Source organism: Pseudomonas sp. B3(2017) (genome assembly GCF_002113595.1).
GTDB classification, from domain to species: domain Bacteria; phylum Pseudomonadota; class Gammaproteobacteria; order Pseudomonadales; family Pseudomonadaceae; genus Aquipseudomonas; species Aquipseudomonas ekonensis.
In genome coordinates this window covers 41,591-60,193 of record NZ_NEIU01000008.1, presented here as the reverse complement: position 1 = coordinate 60,193, position 18,603 = coordinate 41,591, and the positions used below count along the sequence as shown (strand labels likewise).

The 18,603-nt window shown below is 64.0% G+C and carries 18 protein-coding genes and 4 tRNA genes; 12 read left to right on the top strand and 10 right to left on the bottom strand.

Annotation, left to right across the window (positions count from 1 at the left end; genetic code table 11):
- Nucleotides 1-27: 27 nt before the first annotated feature.
- Nucleotides 28-1,044 (bottom strand): outer membrane protein assembly factor BamD, encoded by a 1,017-nt coding sequence (locus CAG33_RS13805; RefSeq protein WP_085584212.1) that lies wholly within the window; start codon nucleotides 1,042-1,044, stop codon nucleotides 28-30.
- 150 nt (nucleotides 1,045-1,194) lie between these two features.
- Here CAG33_RS13805 and rluD point away from each other — a divergent pair, with 150 nt between their 5' ends.
- The 8 genes from rluD to CAG33_RS13765 all read left to right on the top strand — a co-directional run bounded on the left by rluD (nucleotide 1,195) and on the right by CAG33_RS13765 (nucleotide 8,179).
- Entirely contained in the window at nucleotides 1,195-2,157 is a 963-nt protein-coding gene (rluD, locus tag CAG33_RS13800; protein WP_085584315.1) for a 23S rRNA pseudouridine(1911/1915/1917) synthase RluD, read from the top strand.
- Complete coding sequence (gene pgeF, locus CAG33_RS13795; protein ID WP_085638855.1) at nucleotides 2,154-2,891, top strand: peptidoglycan editing factor PgeF; 738 nt, start codon at nucleotides 2,154-2,156, stop codon at nucleotides 2,889-2,891. The genes rluD and pgeF overlap by 4 nt, the downstream gene beginning before the upstream one ends.
- 220 nt (nucleotides 2,892-3,111) lie before the next feature.
- Nucleotides 3,112-5,676: an ATP-dependent chaperone ClpB gene (gene clpB, locus CAG33_RS13790; protein ID WP_085584216.1), complete on the top strand. Its 2,565-nt coding sequence runs from the start codon at nucleotides 3,112-3,114 to the stop codon at nucleotides 5,674-5,676.
- Nucleotides 5,677-5,971: 295 nt separating this feature from the next.
- Nucleotides 5,972-6,047 (top strand) — tRNA-Asn (locus CAG33_RS13785).
- 9 nt (nucleotides 6,048-6,056) lie between these two features.
- Nucleotides 6,057-6,133, top strand: a tRNA-Pro gene (locus CAG33_RS13780).
- 5 nt (nucleotides 6,134-6,138) lie between these two features.
- Nucleotides 6,139-6,214 (top strand) — tRNA-Lys (locus CAG33_RS13775).
- Between the two features lie 93 nt (nucleotides 6,215-6,307).
- Nucleotides 6,308-6,384 (top strand) — tRNA-Pro (locus CAG33_RS13770).
- A 169-nt stretch (nucleotides 6,385-6,553) separates the two neighbouring features.
- Nucleotides 6,554-8,179 carry a methyl-accepting chemotaxis protein gene (locus tag CAG33_RS13765; protein ID WP_085638852.1) on the top strand — a complete coding sequence of 542 codons (1,626 nt, stop codon included), beginning with the start codon at nucleotides 6,554-6,556 and terminating at the stop codon, nucleotides 8,177-8,179.
- 73 nt (nucleotides 8,180-8,252) lie between these two features.
- Here CAG33_RS13765 and CAG33_RS13760 read toward each other — a convergent pair whose 3' ends face one another.
- From CAG33_RS13760 to CAG33_RS13745, 4 genes are all read right to left on the bottom strand, one after another.
- Nucleotides 8,253-8,660, bottom strand: coding sequence for a hypothetical protein (locus CAG33_RS13760; RefSeq protein WP_085584220.1), 408 nt, complete (start codon nucleotides 8,658-8,660; stop codon nucleotides 8,253-8,255).
- Nucleotides 8,661-9,049: 389 nt separating this feature from the next.
- Nucleotides 9,050-10,348: an NAD(P)/FAD-dependent oxidoreductase gene (locus CAG33_RS13755; RefSeq protein ID WP_085584222.1), complete on the bottom strand. Its 1,299-nt coding sequence runs from the start codon at nucleotides 10,346-10,348 to the stop codon at nucleotides 9,050-9,052.
- A 63-nt stretch (nucleotides 10,349-10,411) separates the two neighbouring features.
- Nucleotides 10,412-10,585 carry a DUF3094 family protein gene (locus CAG33_RS13750; RefSeq protein ID WP_085584224.1) on the bottom strand — a complete coding sequence of 58 codons (174 nt, stop codon included), beginning with the start codon at nucleotides 10,583-10,585 and terminating at the stop codon, nucleotides 10,412-10,414.
- Between the two features lie 143 nt (nucleotides 10,586-10,728).
- Entirely contained in the window at nucleotides 10,729-11,355 is a 627-nt protein-coding gene (locus CAG33_RS13745; RefSeq protein ID WP_007959580.1) for a DUF1780 domain-containing protein, read from the bottom strand.
- Between the two features lie 224 nt (nucleotides 11,356-11,579).
- On the opposite strand from CAG33_RS13745, the gene CAG33_RS13740 reads away from it, so the two are divergent.
- Nucleotides 11,580-12,269: an energy-coupling factor ABC transporter permease gene (locus tag CAG33_RS13740; RefSeq protein WP_085584226.1), complete on the top strand. Its 690-nt coding sequence runs from the start codon at nucleotides 11,580-11,582 to the stop codon at nucleotides 12,267-12,269.
- A gap of 65 nt (nucleotides 12,270-12,334) precedes the next feature.
- On the top strand, nucleotides 12,335-12,550 hold the full coding sequence (locus CAG33_RS13735; protein ID WP_085584228.1) for a hypothetical protein: 216 nt from the start codon (nucleotides 12,335-12,337) through the stop codon (nucleotides 12,548-12,550).
- Nucleotides 12,551-12,557: 7 nt separating this feature from the next.
- Here the strand turns inward: CAG33_RS13735 and yacG are convergent, their stop codons facing one another.
- From yacG to pilB, 5 genes are read right to left on the bottom strand one after another with little or no spacing between them, the layout of a single operon-like run.
- Complete coding sequence (gene yacG / locus CAG33_RS13730; protein ID WP_085632277.1) at nucleotides 12,558-12,758, bottom strand: DNA gyrase inhibitor YacG; 201 nt, start codon at nucleotides 12,756-12,758, stop codon at nucleotides 12,558-12,560.
- Nucleotides 12,755-13,378: a dephospho-CoA kinase gene (gene coaE, locus CAG33_RS13725; RefSeq protein ID WP_085638849.1), complete on the bottom strand. Its 624-nt coding sequence runs from the start codon at nucleotides 13,376-13,378 to the stop codon at nucleotides 12,755-12,757. Before coaE ends, yacG begins: the two co-directional genes overlap by 4 nt.
- Nucleotides 13,375-14,247 (bottom strand): A24 family peptidase, encoded by an 873-nt coding sequence (locus tag CAG33_RS13720; protein ID WP_085632273.1) that lies wholly within the window; start codon nucleotides 14,245-14,247, stop codon nucleotides 13,375-13,377. Before CAG33_RS13720 ends, coaE begins: the two co-directional genes overlap by 4 nt.
- Before the next feature lies 1 nt (nucleotide 14,248).
- On the bottom strand, nucleotides 14,249-15,466 hold the full coding sequence (locus CAG33_RS13715; protein WP_085584236.1) for a type II secretion system F family protein: 1,218 nt from the start codon (nucleotides 15,464-15,466) through the stop codon (nucleotides 14,249-14,251).
- A gap of 2 nt (nucleotides 15,467-15,468) precedes the next feature.
- On the bottom strand, nucleotides 15,469-17,169 hold the full coding sequence (gene pilB, locus CAG33_RS13710; protein WP_085584239.1) for a type IV-A pilus assembly ATPase PilB: 1,701 nt from the start codon (nucleotides 17,167-17,169) through the stop codon (nucleotides 15,469-15,471).
- Nucleotides 17,170-17,395: 226 nt separating this feature from the next.
- On the opposite strand from pilB, the gene CAG33_RS13705 reads away from it, so the two are divergent.
- Both CAG33_RS13705 and CAG33_RS13700 read left to right on the top strand, forming a co-directional pair.
- Nucleotides 17,396-17,815 (top strand): pilin, encoded by a 420-nt coding sequence (locus CAG33_RS13705; protein ID WP_085584241.1) that lies wholly within the window; start codon nucleotides 17,396-17,398, stop codon nucleotides 17,813-17,815.
- A gap of 292 nt (nucleotides 17,816-18,107) precedes the next feature.
- Nucleotides 18,108-18,464, top strand: a complete 357-nt coding sequence (locus CAG33_RS13700; RefSeq protein ID WP_085584243.1) for a BON domain-containing protein — start codon at nucleotides 18,108-18,110, stop codon at nucleotides 18,462-18,464.
- Nucleotides 18,465-18,603 lie beyond the last annotated feature (139 nt).

The following is an 18,603-nucleotide window of genomic DNA, read 5'->3' as shown; positions in this document are numbered from 1 at the left end:
CTCCCTTTCTTGAACAACTGCTGTGGATCAGTCGAACAGACCGAAGGTCATGTAGCTGAAGATCGAGCGGTCGGAGCTGCCGGACTCGGATTCCGGCTCTTCGATCACGTTGCCGTTTTCGTCTTTTGGCTTGAGTTCGTTCGGGATCGCGTCCTTCGCGTCCTGGAACTGCTTCTGCACGTCCTGGTTGGCGCGGGTCTCTCCCGGCGGCAGCGGCGGACGGGACTCGATCAGGCCGAGGGTGGCCTTGCTCAGCCACGAACGGTTGTCGGCTTCGGCCACCGACGGCACGAACTGACCGTCCACCAGGCTCGGGTGGTTCGGGTAGTTGAGCTTCAGGGTCTCGAGGCTGGAGGCCGCCAGTTCGTCCAGGTGCAGGCGCTGGTAGGCTTCGGTCATCACCGCCAGGCCGTCGCCCACCGATGGGGTCTCCTGGAAGTTCTCCACCACGTAGCGGCCACGGTTGGCGGCGGCGACGTAGGCCTGACGGGTCAGGTAGTAGTCGGCCACGTGGATTTCGTAGGCCGCCAGCAGGTTGCGCAGGTAGATCATGCGCTGCTTGGCGTCCGGCGCATAGCGGCTGTTCGGGTAGCGGCTGGTCAGCTGGGCGAACTCGTTGTAGGAGTCGCGGGCGGCGCCCGGGTCACGCTTGGTCATGTCCAGCGGCAGGAAGCGCGCCAGCAGGCCGACGTCCTGGTCGAACGAGGTCAGGCCCTTGAGGTAGTAGGCGTAATCGACGTTCGGGTGCTGCGGATGCAGGCGGATGAAGCGCTCGGCGGCGGACTTGGCGGCCTCAGGCTCGGCGTTCTTGTAGTTGGCGTAGATCAGTTCGAGCTGGGCCTGGTCGGCGTAGCGGCCGAACGGATAGCGCGACTCCAGGGCCTTCAGCTTGGCGGTGGCGCTGGTGTAGCTGCTGTTGTCCAGGTCCTTCTGAGCCTGCTGGTACAGCTCGGCTTCGCTCAGGTTTTCGTCTACGACTTCCTTCGATGAGCAAGCGGCGGTCAATGCGAGGATGGCGATCAGCAGCAGGTGTTTCACTTGCATGGCGGCTTGCGTCCCTATGACGGCCGCTGTCTTGGGCGGGACCGTCCTGTTATGATGAGCGCCCCGTTGAAAAGCCTCGGGGCAAAAGAAGCCGTATTTAACCACAAGCGCGCAGCCGAAACCAAAGGCTGTGCCGACGCCAGTCCGAGCATGTCCGATAAAATTGAACTTCGCGCAGAGGTGCCGTCCGAACTGGGCGGCCAACGCCTCGATCAAGTCGCCGCCCAACTCTTCGCCGAGCACTCGCGCTCGCGCCTTTCCGCCTGGATCAAAGACGGTCGCCTGACCGTGGACGGCGCGGTCATCCGTCCGCGCGACATCGTTCACGGCGGCTCGGTGCTGGAGCTGACCGCCGAACAGGAAGCCCAGGGCGAGTGGGTGGCCCAGGACATCGAGCTGGACATCGTCTATGAAGACGACGACATCCTGGTGATCAACAAGCCGGCGGGCCTGGTGGTGCACCCGGCCGCCGGCCACGCCGACGGCACGCTGCTCAACGCCTTGCTGCACCACGTGCCGGACATCGTCAACGTCCCGCGTGCCGGCATCGTGCACCGTCTGGACAAGGACACCACCGGCCTGATGGTGGTGGCCAAGACCATCCAGGCGCAGACCAAGCTGGTCGCGCAGTTGCAGAGCCGCACCGTCAGCCGCATCTATGAGTGCATCGTGATCGGCGTGGTGACCGCCGGCGGCAAGATCAACGCGCCGATCGGCCGCCACGGCCAGCAGCGTCAGCGCATGGCGGTGATGGAGGGCGGCAAGCCGGCCGTCAGCCACTACCGCGTGCTGGAGCGCTTCCGTTCCCACACCCACGTGCGGGTGAAGCTGGAGACCGGGCGCACCCACCAGATCCGCGTGCACATGGCGCACATCAATTTCCCGCTGGTCGGCGACCCGGCCTACGGCGGCCGTTTCCGCATTCCGCCGGCCGCGAGCCAGACCATGGTCGAGTCCCTCAAGCATTTCCCGCGGCAGGCCCTGCATGCGCGGTTCCTTGAGCTGGAGCACCCGACCACCGGCGAGCGCATGAGCTGGGAATCGCCGCTGCCGGAAGACTTCGTCTGGCTGCTGACCCTGCTCAAGCAGGATCGCGAGGCGTTCGTCGGATGAACTGGCTGACGCCGGACTGGCCCGCGCCGGCCAGCGTCAAGGCCTGTGTCACCACCCGCGAGGGCGGTGTCAGCGAGGCGCCGTTCGACACGCTCAACCTGGGCGATCACGTCGATGACCGCCCCCAGGACGTCGCCGAGAACCGTCGCCGCCTCACCGATCACTTTTCGATCAAGCCCGCCTGGCTGCAGCAGGTCCACGGCACCACCGTGGCCCACGCCGACCCGTCCGTGGTGGCCACCGCCGACGCCAGTTGGACCGCCACGCCGGGCATCGCCTGCGCCGCGATGACCGCCGACTGCCTGCCGGCCCTGTTCTGTGACCGCGCGGGCACCCGCGTCGCCGCCGCCCATGCCGGCTGGCGCGGCCTGGCTGCCGGGGTGCTGGAGGCCACCCTCGACGCCCTGGGCACCGCGCCTGAAGACGTGCTGGTATGGCTCGGCCCGGCCATCGGCCCGCAGGCCTTCGAAGTGGGCCCGGAAGTGCGGGAAACCTTCGTCGATCAGTTGCCCGCCGCGGCGGCCGCGTTTGTCCCGAGCCAAAACGCCGGCAAGTTCATGGCCGACATCTACCTGCTGGCGCGCCTGCGTCTGGCCGAGCGGGGTGTCACGGCGGTGTACGGCGGCGGTTTCTGCACCGTCAGCGACCCGCGCTTCTTTTCCTATCGCCGCGCATCGCGCACCGGTCGCTTCGCCTCGCTGGTGTGGCTTGAGGGCCCAGGCGGCGCCGTCTGACGGCGCCGGTTTGCGCCATGCCGCGCCTTTCAATGCCGGCAACTTACCGTCAAACGGAAACGCATCGGCCAGGCCGGGCGCACGCTAAGCTTGTCTGACCTGCATCAAACCCCTGACGCTTGAATCTTCCAGAATCGGCCACATCTATAGCGGTATCTGGCAGGTTTCTTCATTCAGGATGGTTTCCTAGATCCGACCTGCTCAAAAGGAAGGTGACCCCATGCGTATAGACCGTTTAACCAGCAAACTTCAGTTGGCGCTGTCCGATGCCCAATCCCTGGCCGTCGGCCTCGACCATCCGGGCATCGAGCCTGCGCACCTGATGCAGGCCATGCTCGAACAGCAGGGCGGCTCGATCAAGCCCCTGCTGATGCAGGTGGGCTTCGACGTCAACAGCCTGCGCAAAGAGCTGACCAAAGAGCTCGACCAACTGCCGAAAATCCAGAATCCGACCGGCGACGTCAACATGTCGCAGGATCTGGCGCGCCTGCTCAACCAGGCCGACCGCCTGGCCCAGCAGAAGGGCGACCAGTTCATTTCCAGCGAACTGGTGCTGCTCGCCGCCATGGACGAGAACAGCAAGCTGGGCAAACTGCTGCTGGGCCAGGGCGTGAGCAAAAAGGCCCTGGAGAACGCCATCAACAACCTGCGCGGCGGCGAGGCGGTCAACGACGCCAACCACGAGGAATCGCGCCAGGCCCTGGACAAGTACACCATCGACCTGACCAAGCGCGCCGAAGACGGCAAGCTCGATCCGGTGATCGGCCGTGACGACGAGATCCGCCGCACCATCCAGGTCCTGCAGCGCCGCACCAAGAACAACCCGGTGCTGATCGGCGAGCCTGGCGTGGGCAAGACCGCCATCGCCGAAGGCCTGGCCCAGCGGATCATCAACGGCGAAGTGCCGGACGGCCTGCGCGGCAAACGCCTGCTGTCGCTGGACATGGGCGCGCTGATCGCCGGCGCCAAGTACCGCGGCGAGTTCGAGGAGCGGCTCAAGGCGCTGCTCAACGAACTGTCCAAGCAGGAAGGGCAGATCATTCTGTTCATCGACGAACTGCACACCATGGTCGGCGCCGGCAAGGGCGAAGGCTCGATGGACGCCGGCAACATGCTCAAGCCGGCCCTGGCCCGCGGCGAGCTGCACTGCGTGGGCGCCACCACGCTCAACGAGTACCGCCAGTACATCGAGAAGGACGCGGCCCTTGAGCGGCGTTTCCAGAAGGTGCTGGTGGACGAGCCGAGCGAGGAGGACACCATCGCGATCCTGCGCGGCCTCAAGGAGCGCTACGAGGTGCACCACAAGGTGGCGATCACCGACGGCGCGATCATCGCGGCGGCGAAGCTCAGCCATCGCTACATCACCGACCGGCAATTGCCGGACAAGGCCATCGACCTGATCGACGAGGCCGCCAGCCGCATCCGCATGGAGATCGACTCCAAGCCGGAAGTGCTGGACCGTCTGGAACGCCGCCTGATTCAGCTGAAGGTCGAGTCCCAGGCGCTGAAGAAGGAAAGCGACGACGCGGCGAAGAAGCGCCTGGAGAAGCTCCAGGAAGAAATCGACCGCCACGAGCGCGAGTATTCGGACCTGGAAGAGATCTGGAACTCGGAAAAGGCCGAGGTTCAGGGCTCTGCGCAGATCCAGCAGAAGATCGAACAGTCCCGCCAGGAGCTGGAAGCGGCGCGGCGCAAGGGTGACCTCAACCGCATGGCCGAGCTGCAGTACGGGGTGATCCCGGACCTGGAGCGCAGCCTGCAGATGGTCGACCAGCACGGCAAGAGCGAGAACCAGCTGCTGCGCAGCAAGGTGACCGAAGAGGAAATCGCCGAAGTCGTGTCGAAATGGACCGGTATTCCGGTGTCGAAAATGCTCGAAGGCGAGCGCGACAAACTGATGAAGATGGAAAGCCTGCTGCATCAGCGTGTGATCGGCCAGGACGAGGCGGTGGTGGCGGTGGCCAACGCCGTGCGGCGTTCCCGCGCCGGGTTGGCGGATCCGAACCGGCCGAGCGGCTCGTTCATGTTCCTCGGCCCGACCGGGGTCGGCAAGACCGAGCTGTGCAAGGCACTGGCTGAATTCCTTTTCGACACCGAAGAGGCGATGGTGCGGATCGACATGTCCGAGTTCATGGAGAAACACTCCGTGGCCCGGCTGATCGGTGCGCCGCCAGGCTACGTGGGCTACGAAGAGGGCGGTTACCTGACCGAAGCGGTGCGGCGCAAGCCGTACTCGGTGATCCTTCTGGACGAAGTCGAGAAGGCCCACCCGGACGTGTTCAACATCCTGCTGCAAGTGCTGGAGGACGGACGCCTGACCGACAGCCACGGGCGCACGGTGGACTTCCGCAACACAGTGATCGTGATGACCTCCAACCTCGGCTCGATGCAGATCCAGGAACTGGTGGGCGACCGCGAGGCCCAGCGTGCGGCGGTGATGGACGCGATATCCACCCACTTCCGGCCGGAGTTCATCAACCGGGTCGACGAAGTGGTGATCTTCGAGCCGTTGGCGCGGGATCAGATCGCCGGCATCACCGAGATCCAGTTGGGCCGCCTGCGCAGCCGTCTGGCCGAGCGCGAGCTGAAGCTGGAGCTGAGCCCGGAGGCGATGGACAAGCTGATTGCCGTCGGCTACGACCCGGTCTATGGCGCACGGCCGCTGAAGCGGGCGATCCAGCGCTGGATCGAGAACCCGTTGGCGCAGTTGATCCTGTCCGGACGCTTCATGCCGGGGGAAACGGCGACCGGCGTGGTGGAGAACGACGAGATCACGTTCAACTGACGCTCGGCGCCAAAAGAGAAGGCCTCGCCCATCGCGAGGCCTTTTTTTTCGCCAGGCTGTTGAACTCAAAGGAAAAGGCTTGTAAAGTGCGCCCCGCAGTCAGTCACCCGCAGGGCTTCAGCTCACTGAGCTGAAAACCGAAATAAGTTGCAAATCATTAACTTGAAAGCAATTTAGGGGGTTGACAGAGGTGTTCTAGGTTGTAGAATAGCGCGCCTCAGACACACGAACGCAGCGATGCGAACGGGTGGCAGAGGTGAGGAAAACCTCACTGTTGTAACTTGAAATATGTAGTTCCGTGATAGCTCAGTCGGTAGAGCAAATGACTGTTAATCATTGGGTCCCAGGTTCGAGTCCTGGTCACGGAGCCAATTTCAAACCGGGGTATAGCGCAGTCCGGTAGCGCGCCTGCTTTGGGAGCAGGATGTCAGGAGTTCGAATCCCCTTACCCCGACCATATTTGGGTCGTTAGCTCAGTTGGTAGAGCAGTTGGCTTTTAACCAATTGGTCGTAGGTTCGAATCCTACACGACCCACCATTTTTGAAACCAGTTCGCTGGGATCGAATCTTAAGATCAGACGCCAAAAGCTCTGTTCGCAGAAGGCGCCTTTCGAAGGTGCCTTTTTTTTACCGGGGTATAGCGCAGTCCGGTAGCGCGCCTGCTTTGGGAGCAGGATGTCAGGAGTTCGAATCCCCTTACCCCGACCATACAAAGAAATCCCCGCATCGAAAGATGCGGGGATTTTTTTTGCCCGTCAGAAATGCAATTTCATTCAAGTCATCGTACAACTTGCCGATAGCCCGCTAGCAAAAGAGGGGCAGGCCGCCGTGCCGTTCGCCCCCTAACCTGGCCAATACAAGAAAAAGGGCGTTCGTCATGTTGCTTCGTCAGTTGAACATTGCTCCCCGTGCCGCACTGGGATTCGCTGTGATCGCGGTATTGGTGGCGCTGCTCGGGGTGTTTTCGCTGGGGCAGATGTCGAGTATCCGCGACAGCGAGGTCGCGGTGGAAACCCAATGGCTGCCGAGCATCCGTGGCGGTGACGAGATCCGCGAGATCATGCTGCGCATCCGCACCATCTCCTTGCGCATGGCACTGGATCCGGATCCGAAGAACGACGCCGCCTACCGCAGCCAGATGGACACCCGCGACAAGGAACTGAGCGAGAAGATCGCCGCCTACGACAGGCTGGTGGTCACCCCTGAGGGGCAGCAGTTGTACGATCAGTTCAAGAAAACCTTCGCTGCCTACCGCACCGGCATCGCCCAATCCTTCGTCCTCGCCGAACAAGGCAAGCGCGATGAGCTGACCAAGCTGCTGCTGGTCGACATGAAGACCGTGGTCGACGGCTCCGGCAAGCAGCTCAGCGACCTGGCGGATCTGTTCACCCGGCAGGTCGCCGCCGAGAGCCAGAACTCCGCCGCACACTACGAGACCTCGCGCACCATCGTCAGCCTGTTCATCGTGCTGGCGGCGCTGGCCACCGTGGCGCTGGCGATGCTGCTGACCCGCAGCATCGTGCGTCCGCTGGCGAGCGCGGTGGACGCCGCCGAAAGCGTGGCCGGCGGCGATCTCACCCGCCCGATCGAAGCCCACGGCAACGACGAGGTCAGCCGCCTGCTCAAGGCGTTGGCGACCATGCAGCAGAACCTGCGCGAGACCCTGCAGGGCATCAGCGGCTCGGCCACGCAACTGGCCACCGCGGCCGATGAACTGAACGCCGTCACCCTCGACAGCACCCAGGGGCTGCAGCAGCAAAACAATGAAATCGAACAGGCGGCGACGGCGGTCAACGAGATGACCACGGCGGTGGAGGAAGTTGCGCGCAATGCCGTGTCCACCTCCGACGCCACGCGCCAGTCCAGCGAATCGGCGCACTTGGGGCAGGAGCGTGTCGGCGAGACCGCCGAGGCCATCAATGCGCTGGTCAGCGAAGTGCAGCACACCGGCGAGCTGGTGCAGTCCCTGGCCGACCAGTCCCAGGACATCGGCAAAGTGCTCGACGTTATCCGGGCGATCGCTGAGCAGACCAACCTGCTGGCCCTCAACGCCGCCATCGAGGCGGCCCGGGCGGGCGAGAGCGGACGGGGCTTTGCGGTGGTGGCCGATGAGGTGCGGGCGCTGGCCTATCGCACCCAGCAATCGACCCAGGAGATCGAACAGATGGTGCAGGGCATGCGCAGCGGATCGGGCCTGGCGCTGGAATCGATGCAGGCCAGCGCCTCCCGGGCCGCCACGACGCTGGTGCTGGCCGAGCGGGCGGGCGAGGCGCTGCAGACCATTACGGCGTCGGTGCACGAAATCCACGAGCGCAACCTGGTGATCGCCAGCGCCGCCGAAGAGCAGGCGCAAGTGGCGCGGGAGGTGGACCGAAACCTGGTGAACATCCGCGACCTGTCGGTGCGCTCGGCGGCCGGGGCCGACCAGACCAGCGCCTCCAGCCATGAACTGTCGCAACTGGCCAATGCCTTGCAGGGCATGGTGCAACGCTTCCGCCTCTGACTTCTGCGGGCACGAAAAAGCCGCGCTTCTCGTAGGAGAACGCGCGGCTGTGTGTCGGGCGTCAGATGGGCAATCAGGCGCCGTCTTGATCCTTCAGGTGCTCGAACAGGCCTTTGGGCATTTTCTTGCCGTTGGCTTCGAAGTTGGCTTTGACGTTGTTGTACGCCTCCTGCTCGTCGATGAAACCGTCATGGTTGGTGTCGATCTTGTCGAAGTCGGACTTCGGCGCGACCTTCAGGAACTCGGCGCGGGACACCTTGCCGTCGCCATCGGTGTCGGTCTTGGCCATCGAGGCATCACCGCATTTACCTTCGCCGCATTTGCCTTCCGGCGTCTTCACCGAAGTCTCGGCGGAGGCGACCATGTAGCCCTGGGCCAGCGGCTGGGCGGCGAACACCGAGCCGGACAGCATCAGGCCGCCGGCCAGCACGGCGCCGACCAGGCCAATGGAGTTCTTGCCGATTTTCGAGGTACGGGACATTGCATTCTCCTACGGTTGCTCAGTGCAACCACGCGTTAAGGGCATTTGCCGGCGCGGGTGCGCTCGGGTGTGGCCATTAGGCGGCGCCGATGTATCGCGACTGTGTCGCGGGGCGGGGCGTTTGTAAGCGAAGGCGGGAAATGCGGGGACGGGATACAGTGAGAAACAGAGGTTCGGGCGCGGGTCGGACAATGAGGGTTTGATCCAGACCAACGTCGGCTTCACCGGCGTCATCGCCAGCAGGCTGGCTCCCACAGGGTTGGGTGGGTGAATTCAGGGGCTGCGGTCACAGCGTGGGAGCGAGCTTGCTCGCGATGGCGTCGATCCAGGCGAGATCAACTCGTCTGGATCACCGCATCGCGAGCCGGCTCGCGCCTACAGGTGTTGCATCAATGCAGCTTCAGGCGCGGCTCGGTGCCCCGGCCGATCTTGCTGCCCAGCATCAGCATCGCCGTGCGGAACGGCCCGTACAGTGCCATCTGGTGCATGCGGTACAGCGACACGTAGAACATCCGCGCCAGCCAGCCCTCCAGCATCACGGTGCCGGTCAGGTTGCCCATCAGGTTGCCCACCGCCGAGAAGCGCGACAGGGAAATCAGCGAGCCGTAGTCGGTGTACTTGTACTCCGGCAGGGCCTTGCCTTCGATCCGCAGCTTCAGCGACTTGGCCAGCAACGACGCCTGCTGGTGCGCAGCCTGGGCGCGGGGCGGCACGTTGCGGTCCGTGCCCGGTTGCGGGCAGGCGGCGCAGTCGCCGAAGGCGAAGATGTTCTCGTCGCGGGTGGTCTGCAGCGTCGGCAGCACCTGCAGTTGGTTGATGCGGTTGGTCTCCAGGCCGTCGATGTCCTTGAGGAAGCCCGGTGCGCGGATCCCGGCGGCCCAGACCTTGAGGCTGGCCTTGATCTGGCTGCCGTCGGCGGTGATCAGGCTGTCGGCGGTGACTTCGCTGACCGACGCATTGGTCATCACGTTGACCCCGAGCTTTTCCAGGGTCTTGTGCACCGGGCCGCTGATCCGTTCCGGCAAGGCCGGCAACACCCGCGGGCCAGCTTCGATCAGGGTGATGTGCATGTTTTCCGGTTTGATCCGGTCGAGGCCGTAGGCCGCCAGCTCATGGGCGGCGTTGTGCAGCTCGGCCGCCAGTTCGACGCCGGTGGCGCCGGCGCCGACGATGGCCACGCTGATCTGCTCGTCGCTTTCGTTCTGGCCGGCATGGGCGCGCAGGTAGTGGTTGAGCAACTGCTGGTGGAAGCGCTCGGCCTGTTTGCGGGTGTCGAGGAACAGGCAATGCTGCGCCGCGCCCTGGGTGCCGAAATCGTTGGTGGTGCTGCCGACGGCGATCACCAGGGAGTCGTAGGGCACTTCCCGGGCAGGCACCAGTTCGATGCCGTTTTCGTCGTAGGTGGCGGCCAGTTGGATTTTCTTCGCGGCACGGTCGAGCCCGCTCATGCGCCCCAGCTGGAACTCGAAGTGGTTCCATTTCGCCTGGGCGACATAGTTGAGTTCGTCTTCGGAGGAATTCAGCGACCCGGCGGCCACTTCGTGCAGCAGCGGTTTCCAGATGTGGGTCAGGTTGGCGTCGACCAGCATGACGCTGGCGGTGCCGCGCTTGCCCAGGGTCTTACCCAGACGGGTAGCCAACTCCAGGCCGCCGGCGCCGCCGCCGACAATGACAATACGATGGGACATGGGAACAACTCGCAAGGCTAAAGGAAATCGTTGTCGTGGTTACCCGAGCGAGCGCAAGGCAGCTCATAGCGTCAGGTAACTGATGAGTCGGCTCAACAGGCCGAGGCCGACGGTCACCGCCACCACCAGCACCAGGAGCATCCACGGCCTGAAGGGCCGGCGCTCGACGCGGTGCTGGGACAATTGCAGGTACTCTTCGACATGCTTCTGGTCATCGGGGTTCAGGCGGCTGGTCATGTGAGGCCTCGTCAGGGATAGACGTTGCTGGATGCGCAGACGTTACAGCGGTTTGCCTGCGCGCGTTGAACGGCGCAGGGCATCCGGGCGAATGATTGCGCTTTTTTAACATCCGACCGGTGTTTGCGCCATCCTGCCAAGGGCTAAAGGCTGATGCCGACGTCGAACACGATGCTGCGCCCCAGGTTGCCGCGCAGGAAGTCCGGCGCGTCCGGGTGGGCGAACAGCACCCGGGCGAAGGTCGGCCCGACCAGCGACAGCGAGCGCCAGCCCTGGCGCAGGTACTCGGTCGGCGGCGGAAAGTGGCTGTTCAGGTCCAGCACTTCGCGCTTGAGGCTGGCGAAGGCGATGATGTCCAGCTCCCCCAGGTCCATGCCGCGTTCCTTGTAGTTGTGGGCCTTCTTGCGCAGGGTCGGGGCCAGGCGCAGGAGGAACTCGTTGGCCGGGATCCGCCGCGGCTTGGCTTCGCGGCGCACCAGTTGGCTCAGGGAAAACGCGCTGCGCCGGCGTTGCAGTTCATCGCGCCATTCGTCGTTGAGCCGGCGGCCTTCGTCGAGGACGAAGAACACCTCGAAGTTGGCGTCGCGGAACAAGACGTCCGGCGGCTCCCCGGCCGGGGCGAACTCATCGGCCCGATAGGGAATGTTCAGGCCTTGCAGCAGGCGCTGGCAGACCCAACGCTCACGCTCCCATTTGCGGGCATTGGACAGGAAGGCGTTGGCTTGCTCGGCCGCGATGGTCAGCAGGCGCAGGTAGTCTGAGTCATCCATAGGCCCAAGCTTAGCGTTCAAATGCGACAGGCAGATAGATTTGCGTCGGTTCGCCCTCGGCAGACGCGAGCCTGCTCGGCAAATGCATCGGCGGGGGCCTCATCGCCAGCAGGCTGGCTCCCGCAGGGTTTGCGGCGGGCGCAGGCCCTGCATTGAGCAGCGTTGTGGGGGTGTAGACTGCCACAGCTGCCACCAGGGAATTTGTCGCAAGGGATGAGGGAATCATGATCGGTGCCGAACTGCTGTCTTCCACGAGCCTGACCTTGGGCTGGCTGATCTATCTGCCGGTCTTGCTGTGGGCGGTCTGGAGCGCCTCGTGGGTCGAGCTGTTCAGCGACAGCCGGCGTCAGCACTTGCTGTTCGGCACTGTGTTCGCGCTGTTCCTGCTGTGGCTGGTGCGCAGAGACTTCGACACCGGCGTGTCGTACCACTTCATCGGGATGACGGCGGTGACGCTGCTGCTGGACTGGCCGTTGGCGATCGTCGGCGGGCTGGTGGCGCAGGCCGGGCTGGTGTTGCTCGGGCGCCAGGATCTGGTGGCGGTGGGGGTCAACGGCACATTGCTGATCCTGTTGCCGGTGCTCGTCACCGAATGCGTGGCGGTGATGGTCGAGCGCGCCCAGCCGCGCAACCCGTTCGTGTACATCTTCTGCTCCGGCTTCTTCGCCGCTGCGCTGGCGGCGCTGCTGTGCCTGGTGTCGAGCCTGGCGCTGCTGTGGTACGACGGCCTGTTCGCCCTGCCGGAGTGGCTGGAGGACTTCATCGGCTACCTGTGGCTGCTGATCTTTCCCGAGGCGTTCATCAACGGCATGGTGATCAGCGCGCTGGTGGTGTTCTGCCCGGAATGGCTGGAGACCTTCAACCGCACCCGCTACCTTTCGGCGCCCTGGAAGGACGACGACCCCAAGTCTTGATCCACATCAAATCCGCCGCCCGCCGTGCCTTCATGCTCCTTCGAATTCCTTCAGGAGCGAGCGGCATGAGCGTTTACGAGTGGGCGAGGCAGGAGTTGCGTCAGAGTCTGGACATGGCGCAGGAGGTGGGGTTCGATCCGGGGCTGAGCCTGCGGGCCTTGCTCAGCGCGGTGGTACAGCAGAGCAAGACCGTGCGCAACGCCGAAGACCTGGCCGACGAGTTGCGCTTTCTGGCGGAAAACCTCGACGACGATCAGGACTACGGCTTCATGCGGCCCTGACGGCGGGTCAGTGGCGCGGATCGAAGTCGCCGGAGAACAGTTCATCCTCGGCGTCCGGGGCGACCGGGATCTTGTGTTCCTCCGAGGCCCAGGCGCCGAGGTCGATCAGTTTGCAGCGGTCCGAGCAGAACGGCCGGTTGATGTTGCCGGCCACCCATTCCACGGGGGCGCCGCAGGTCGGGCAGTTGACGGTTGGGGTCTGGCTCATGGCTGGCCTCCGGATAAAGTCAGGTAAAAGTGATGCAGGCGCTCGACCTCGCTGTGCAGCCAGGCGAGGTCGCGGTCGTTGACCACCACGTCATCGGCACGGCTCACACGGTCCTCGCGGCTGGATTGGGCCTTGAGGATCGCCTGGACCTGCTGTTCGCTGGTGTGGTCGCGTTGCAGGGTGCGTTCGATCTGCAGGTGTTCTGGGGCGTCGATCACCAGGATCCGCCGGGTCATCGCGTATTGCCCCGACTCGATCAGCAGCGGCGAGACCAGGATCGCATAAGGCGATTCTGCCAGCGCCAGGTGATGGGCGATTTCCTCGGCGATCAACGGATGCAGCAGGGCTTCGAGCCAACGGCGCTCATCGGGCACTTCGAAGATCAGCTTGCGCAGGGCGGCGCGGTTCAGCGTACCGTCGGCCTGCAGCACGGCGGGGCCGAAATGTTCGGCGATCTTCGCCAGCGCCGGGCGCCCCGGCTCGACCACCCAACGTGCCGCATGGTCGGCGTCCACCACGTGGATGCCGAGGTCGATGAAGTGTTGGGCGGCCGCGCTCTTGCCGCTGCCGATGCCGCCGGTCAGGCCGAGAATCCAGGGTTTTTCCACAGGGGTATTCATTTCAAACCGACAAACTGCCAATAGTAGGCCGTCATTTGACCACCCCAGAGCATGGCAATCCAGCCGGCGATCGCCAGATAGGGGCCGAAGGGGATCGGCGTCGAGGCGTTGCGGTCGCGCAGGCGCAGCAGAATGATGCCGATGACCGCACCCACCAGCGACGACAGCAGGATGGTCAACGGCAGGATCTGCCAGCCGCCCCAGGCGCCGAGCATCGCCAGCAGCTTGAAGTCGCCGTGGCCGATGCCGTCCTTGCCGGTGAGCAGCTTGAACAGCCAGAACACCGACCACAGCGACAGGTAGCCGGCCACCGCTCCCCACAACGCATCGTGCAGCGACGTGAACAGGCCGAAGCTGTTGGCGATCAGGCCCAGCCACAGCAACGGCAGCACCAGCACGTCGGGCAGCAATTGGTGCTCGGTGTCGATCAGGCTCATCGCCAGCAGGCCCCAGGTCAGCACCGTCAGCAGGCACGCGGGCCAGCCGAACCCCAGGTGCCAGGCGATGAAGGCCGAGAGCAGGCCGCAGGCCAGTTCCGTCAGCGGATAGCGTCTGCCGATGGGCGCGGCGCAGGCCGAACAGCGTCCGTGCAGCCACAGGTAACTGAGCAGCGGAATGTTTTCCCACGCCCGGATGCGGTGGGCGCAATGCGGGCACTGCGAAGCCGGCAGCATCAGGTTGTAGGTAGGCAGCGGCGTTTCGCCGGGCATCCCCAGGATGTCGCGGGCCTGCTGGCGCCATTCGCGTTCGAGCATCTTCGGCAGGCGCCAGACCAGCACGTTGAGGAAGCTGCCGACCACCAGCCCCAGCAACAGGGCGGTGCACACGAAGGCCAGCGGATACAGGGCAAACAGTTCGTCGAGGGGCATGTCAGATCGCAGAGCCGAGTTGGAAGATCGGCAGGTACATGGCCACGACCAGCCCGCCGACGATCACCCCCAGCACCACCATGATGAACGGTTCCATCAGGCTGGTGAGGTTGTCGACCATGTTATCCACTTCGTCCTCGTAAAACCCGGCGACCTTGGCGAGCATGTCGTCGAGGGCGCCGGACTCCTCGCCGATGGCGGTCATCTGCACCGCCATGGTGGGGAACACCCCGGTGGTGCGCATCGAGAAATTCAGCTGCATGCCGGTGGCCACGTCCTGGCGGATGCGCAGCACGGCGTTCTTGAACACCACGTTGCCGGTGGCGCCGGCCACCGAGTCCAGCGCCTCGACCAGCGGCACCCCGGCGGCGAACGTGGTCGATAGGGTGCGGGCGAACCGCGCCACGGCGGACTTGTACATCAGCGTGCCCACCAGCGGCAGCTTCAGCAACCAGGCGTCCCGGCGGTCGCGCAGGGCCTTGGAGCGTTTGAGCGCATGGCGGGTGCCGAAGAAGGCGGCGACCAGGGCCGCGAGGATCGCCCACCACCATTGCTGCATGAATTCCGAGAGCGCGATCACCATCAGGGTGAAGGCCGGCAGCTCGGCGCCGAACCCGGAGAACACCGACTGGAACTGCGGCACCACCTTGACCAGCAGGATCCCGGTGACCACCGCCGCCACCAGCACCACGGCGGCGGGGTAGGTCATGGCCTTCTTGATCTTGGCCTTGAGGCTTTCGCTCTTTTCCTTGTAGGTGGCGACCCGCTCCAGAAGGGTGTCGAGGGCCCCGGACTGCTCGCCGGCATCCACCAGGTTGCAGTAAAGCTCGTCGAAATGCTGCGGCTTCTTGCGCAGGGCGGCGGCGAAGCTGTTGCCGGCGGCGACTTCCTGCTTCACCTCGTCCACCAGCTTGCGCATGGCCGGGTTCTCGAAGCCCTCGCCGATGATGTCGAACGACTGCAGCAATGGCACGCCGGCCTTCATCATGGTCGCCATCTGGCGGGTGAACAGCGCGATGTCCTGGGCCTTGATGCGTTGGCCGAAGCGGAGCAGCGAGGCGGACTTCTTGCGCACCTTGCCGGGGTTGATCCCTTGCTTGCGCAACTGCGCCTTGATCAGCGCCGGGTTCTGCCCGCTCAGTTCGCCGGTCACCTTGCCGCCTTTCTTGTCCGTGCCTTCCCAGGCGTACACGCTGGTTTTCGCTGCCTTGACCGCCATGTTCAGTCCTTGGTGACCCGGTTGATTTCCTCAAGGCTGGTGATGCCTTGCATGGCCTTGATCAGGCCGGAGGTGCGCAGGTCGTTGAAGCCGTCCCGGCGCATCTGGGTGTCGATCTCCAGCGAGTTGCCTTCGGCCATGATCAGCCGTTGCAGTTCGGCGGTGTTCTTCACCACTTCATAAATGCCCACGCGTCCCTTGTAGCCGCCGTTGCAGTGGTCGCATCCGGCAGGCTCATAGAGCGTGAAATGGCCGATGCGTTCCTCGGGGAAGCCTTCCTTGAGCAAGGTCTCCCGGGGGATCTCGGCGGGACGCCGGCAGTGGCTGCACAGCTTGCGGGCCAGGCGCTGGGCGATGATCAGGCTGACCGAGGTGGCGATGTTGAAGCCGGGGATGCCCATGTTGTGCAGGCGGGTCAGCGTCTCGGCGGCGCTGTTGGTGTGCAGGGTGGAGAGCACCAGGTGGCCGGTCTGCGCGGCCTTGATGGCGATCTCCGCCGTTTCGAGGTCGCGGATCTCGCCGACCATGATCACGTCCGGATCCTGACGCAGGAACGAACGCAGGGCCTGGGCGAAGTCCATCCCCTGTTTCGGGTTGACGTTGACCTGGTTGATGCCTTCCATGTTGATCTCCACCGGGTCTTCGGCGGTGGAGATGTTGATGTCGACGGTGTTGAGGATGTTCAGCCCCGTGTACAGCGACACGGTCTTGCCCGAGCCGGTGGGGCCGGTGACCAGGATCATGCCCTGGGGTTGCTTGAGGGCGGCCATGTACAGGTCTTTCTGCTCCGGCTCGTAGCCGAGGGCGTCGATGCCGATTTGGGCGCTGGAGGGGTCGAGGATCCGCATCACCACCTTTTCGCCCCACAGGGTGGGCAGGGTGTTGACCCGGAAATCGATCGACTTGCTCTTGGACAGGCGCATCTTGATCCGCCCGTCCTGGGGCTTGCGGCGCTCGGAGATGTCGAGGCTGGCCATCACCTTCAGGCGCGCGGCGATCCGGCCGGCCAGCTGAATCGGCGGCCGGGCCGCTTCGCGCAGGATGCCGTCGGTGCGCATCCGCACCCGGTAGTTCTTCTCGTAGGGCTCGAAATGCAGGTCGGACGAGCCGCTCTTGATCGCGTCCAGCAGCATCTTGTGGACGAAGCGCACCACCGGCGCATCGTCGGCGTCGAACCCGCCGATGGCATCCTGCCGGCTGTCGTCGACGGACTCGACGTCCAGGCCGTCCAGGTCGACGTCGGCCATTTCCTCAAGGCCGGTGGCGTGGGTGTCGAAGAATTTCTCGATGGCGTCGGTGAGCTTGTCGTCCTCCACCAGGATGGCTTCGGTGCTCAGGCCGGTGCTGAACTGGATGTCGTTGATCGCCTGCTGGTTGCTCGGGTCGGAGATCCCCACGAACAGCTTGTTCCCGCGGCGCCACAGGGGCAGCGCGTGATGCTGGCGCACCAGTTTTTCGCTGACCAGGCCTTTGGGCTGGGTTTCCTTGTCCAGGCAGTTGAGATCCAGGTAGGCCACGCCGAAATGCTCCGAGGCGATTTCGGCGACCTGCCAGCTTTTCACCAGTTTGTTCTGCACCAGATAGCTGACCAGCGACAAGCGGTTGCGCTGGGCCTGTTGCCAGGCTTGCTGGGCACTTTTTTCCGTCAGCAGTTCGGCCTGCACCAGTTGCTTGGCCAGACCGCTCAGAGCGATGTCATTCATGGGGATCCCGGACGCAGACAGTTCATGACTTATAGCCTAGACAAGTGACAGCGCCAAACCTGTGGGGTGCAGGTGACAAAAAGTGTCAGATACTGCGGTTCAAGGCTGTAGGACGTGCCTTGGGCATGCCGCCGCGCCCAGCCTTCAGGGCCTGCAAGGGATTGGCACGGGCTGTGCTGAGTCGTGTTCAGACCATGAGATTCCGACTCATGCAAGGAGCGTGTCTATGAAGAAACAACAAGGTTTCACCCTGATCGAGCTGCTGATCGTCGTGGCGATCATCGGTATCCTGGCGACCATCGCGCTGCCGCAGTACTCCAAGTACCAGGCCCGTTCGAAAGTGACGGCGGGGCTGGCGGAGATCAGCGCCATGAAGGTGCCGTTCGAGGACACCATCAATCAAGGCACCGACCCGACACTGACGCTGGTGGCCGGCAGCGCCACGGCGACCACGTCCAACTGCGGCACGCTGGCGGCGTCGGGCACAGCCTCCACCGGGGCCGGCACCATCACCTGCACCCTGGCCAATGCGCCAGGTCCGGTGCTGGGCAAAACCATCACCCTGACCCGCACCGCCGCCACCGGCTGGAGCTGCGCGACCACGGCAGCCCAGGACTACGCGCCGAAGGGCTGCACCGGGACCTGAGGGTCGCGCTGCGTCTCCCGAATGCCCCGCCTAGCGGGGCATTCTGTTTTCCGGGCGGCGGAAAAAGCCTGAATTGTTTCAGTGCCTTAGGAACTTTTCAGAAATCCGCAAGTTGCATGCAGAACGGATCGCGGTCATGCAAATTGCATGATTCCGTCAACTGAGTGTTTTCATAGGTTGTTGATTTTTAATGATTTATTTTTGTCGCGGAGTTGGCACAGCGTTCGCAATATCTCCAGTAACCTGCTGACAAGAAGCGCAGCAGACTTTCCAGAAAACAGGAGTTACTCGTATGAAGAAGTTCGCTATCACTGCCGCTGCTGCTACCGCGCTGACTCTGACCATGGCCACCGGCGCATTCGCCCAGTCCACCCAGACGGCTCAGGCGCCCATGACGCTGGCAGCCGGCGAAGTTACCAAAGCCAAGGAAGCCACTTCCGATACCTGGATCACCACCAAGGTCAAAGCTGACCTGGTCACCGAAAAAGGCATTCCCGGCACCGACATCAAGGTCGAAACCAACAAAGGCGTGGTGTCCCTGTCGTCCACCGTCGCCGTGACCGATTCGCAGAAAGAGATGGCGGTCGCGATCGCCAAGAAAATCAAAGGCGTCAAGGCGGTTTCCGCCGACGGCCTCAAAGCCGAGTAAGGCAAGGCTTCTCGCCTGGACGGGAGGAGGCGCGACAGGCGATCCGTGCAATACGTCTGCCGCACTTGTAGTTCATGCGAACGGCCACAGGGATGTGGCCACTGCGGGCCCCGGTTGATTGCCGGGGCCCGTTTCGTTT

Coding starts and splice junctions, on each gene's coding strand:
- CAG33_RS13745 (WP_007959580.1), bottom strand. CDS start 11,355: ATGGATGACTCAGACTACCTGCGCCTGCTGACCATCGCGGCCGAGCAA.
- pgeF (WP_085638855.1), top strand. CDS start 2,154: ATGAACTGGCTGACGCCGGACTGGCCCGCGCCGGCCAGCGTCAAGGCC.
- CAG33_RS13760 (WP_085584220.1), bottom strand. CDS start 8,660: ATGTCCCGTACCTCGAAAATCGGCAAGAACTCCATTGGCCTGGTCGGC.
- clpB (WP_085584216.1), top strand. CDS start 3,112: ATGCGTATAGACCGTTTAACCAGCAAACTTCAGTTGGCGCTGTCCGAT.
- CAG33_RS13765 (WP_085638852.1), top strand. CDS start 6,554: ATGTTGCTTCGTCAGTTGAACATTGCTCCCCGTGCCGCACTGGGATTC.
- CAG33_RS13735 (WP_085584228.1), top strand. CDS start 12,335: ATGAGCGTTTACGAGTGGGCGAGGCAGGAGTTGCGTCAGAGTCTGGAC.
- rluD (WP_085584315.1), top strand. CDS start 1,195: ATGTCCGATAAAATTGAACTTCGCGCAGAGGTGCCGTCCGAACTGGGC.
- CAG33_RS13715 (WP_085584236.1), bottom strand. CDS start 15,466: ATGGCGGTCAAGGCAGCGAAAACCAGCGTGTACGCCTGGGAAGGCACG.
- CAG33_RS13740 (WP_085584226.1), top strand. CDS start 11,580: ATGATCGGTGCCGAACTGCTGTCTTCCACGAGCCTGACCTTGGGCTGG.
- yacG (WP_085632277.1), bottom strand. CDS start 12,758: ATGAGCCAGACCCCAACCGTCAACTGCCCGACCTGCGGCGCCCCCGTG.
- CAG33_RS13755 (WP_085584222.1), bottom strand. CDS start 10,348: ATGTCCCATCGTATTGTCATTGTCGGCGGCGGCGCCGGCGGCCTGGAG.
- CAG33_RS13720 (WP_085632273.1), bottom strand. CDS start 14,247: ATGCCCCTCGACGAACTGTTTGCCCTGTATCCGCTGGCCTTCGTGTGC.
- coaE (WP_085638849.1), bottom strand. CDS start 13,378: ATGAATACCCCTGTGGAAAAACCCTGGATTCTCGGCCTGACCGGCGGC.
- CAG33_RS13705 (WP_085584241.1), top strand. CDS start 17,396: ATGAAGAAACAACAAGGTTTCACCCTGATCGAGCTGCTGATCGTCGTG.
- pilB (WP_085584239.1), bottom strand. CDS start 17,169: ATGAATGACATCGCTCTGAGCGGTCTGGCCAAGCAACTGGTGCAGGCC.
- CAG33_RS13805 (WP_085584212.1), bottom strand. CDS start 1,044: ATGCAAGTGAAACACCTGCTGCTGATCGCCATCCTCGCATTGACCGCC.
- CAG33_RS13750 (WP_085584224.1), bottom strand. CDS start 10,585: ATGACCAGCCGCCTGAACCCCGATGACCAGAAGCATGTCGAAGAGTAC.
- CAG33_RS13700 (WP_085584243.1), top strand. CDS start 18,108: ATGAAGAAGTTCGCTATCACTGCCGCTGCTGCTACCGCGCTGACTCTG.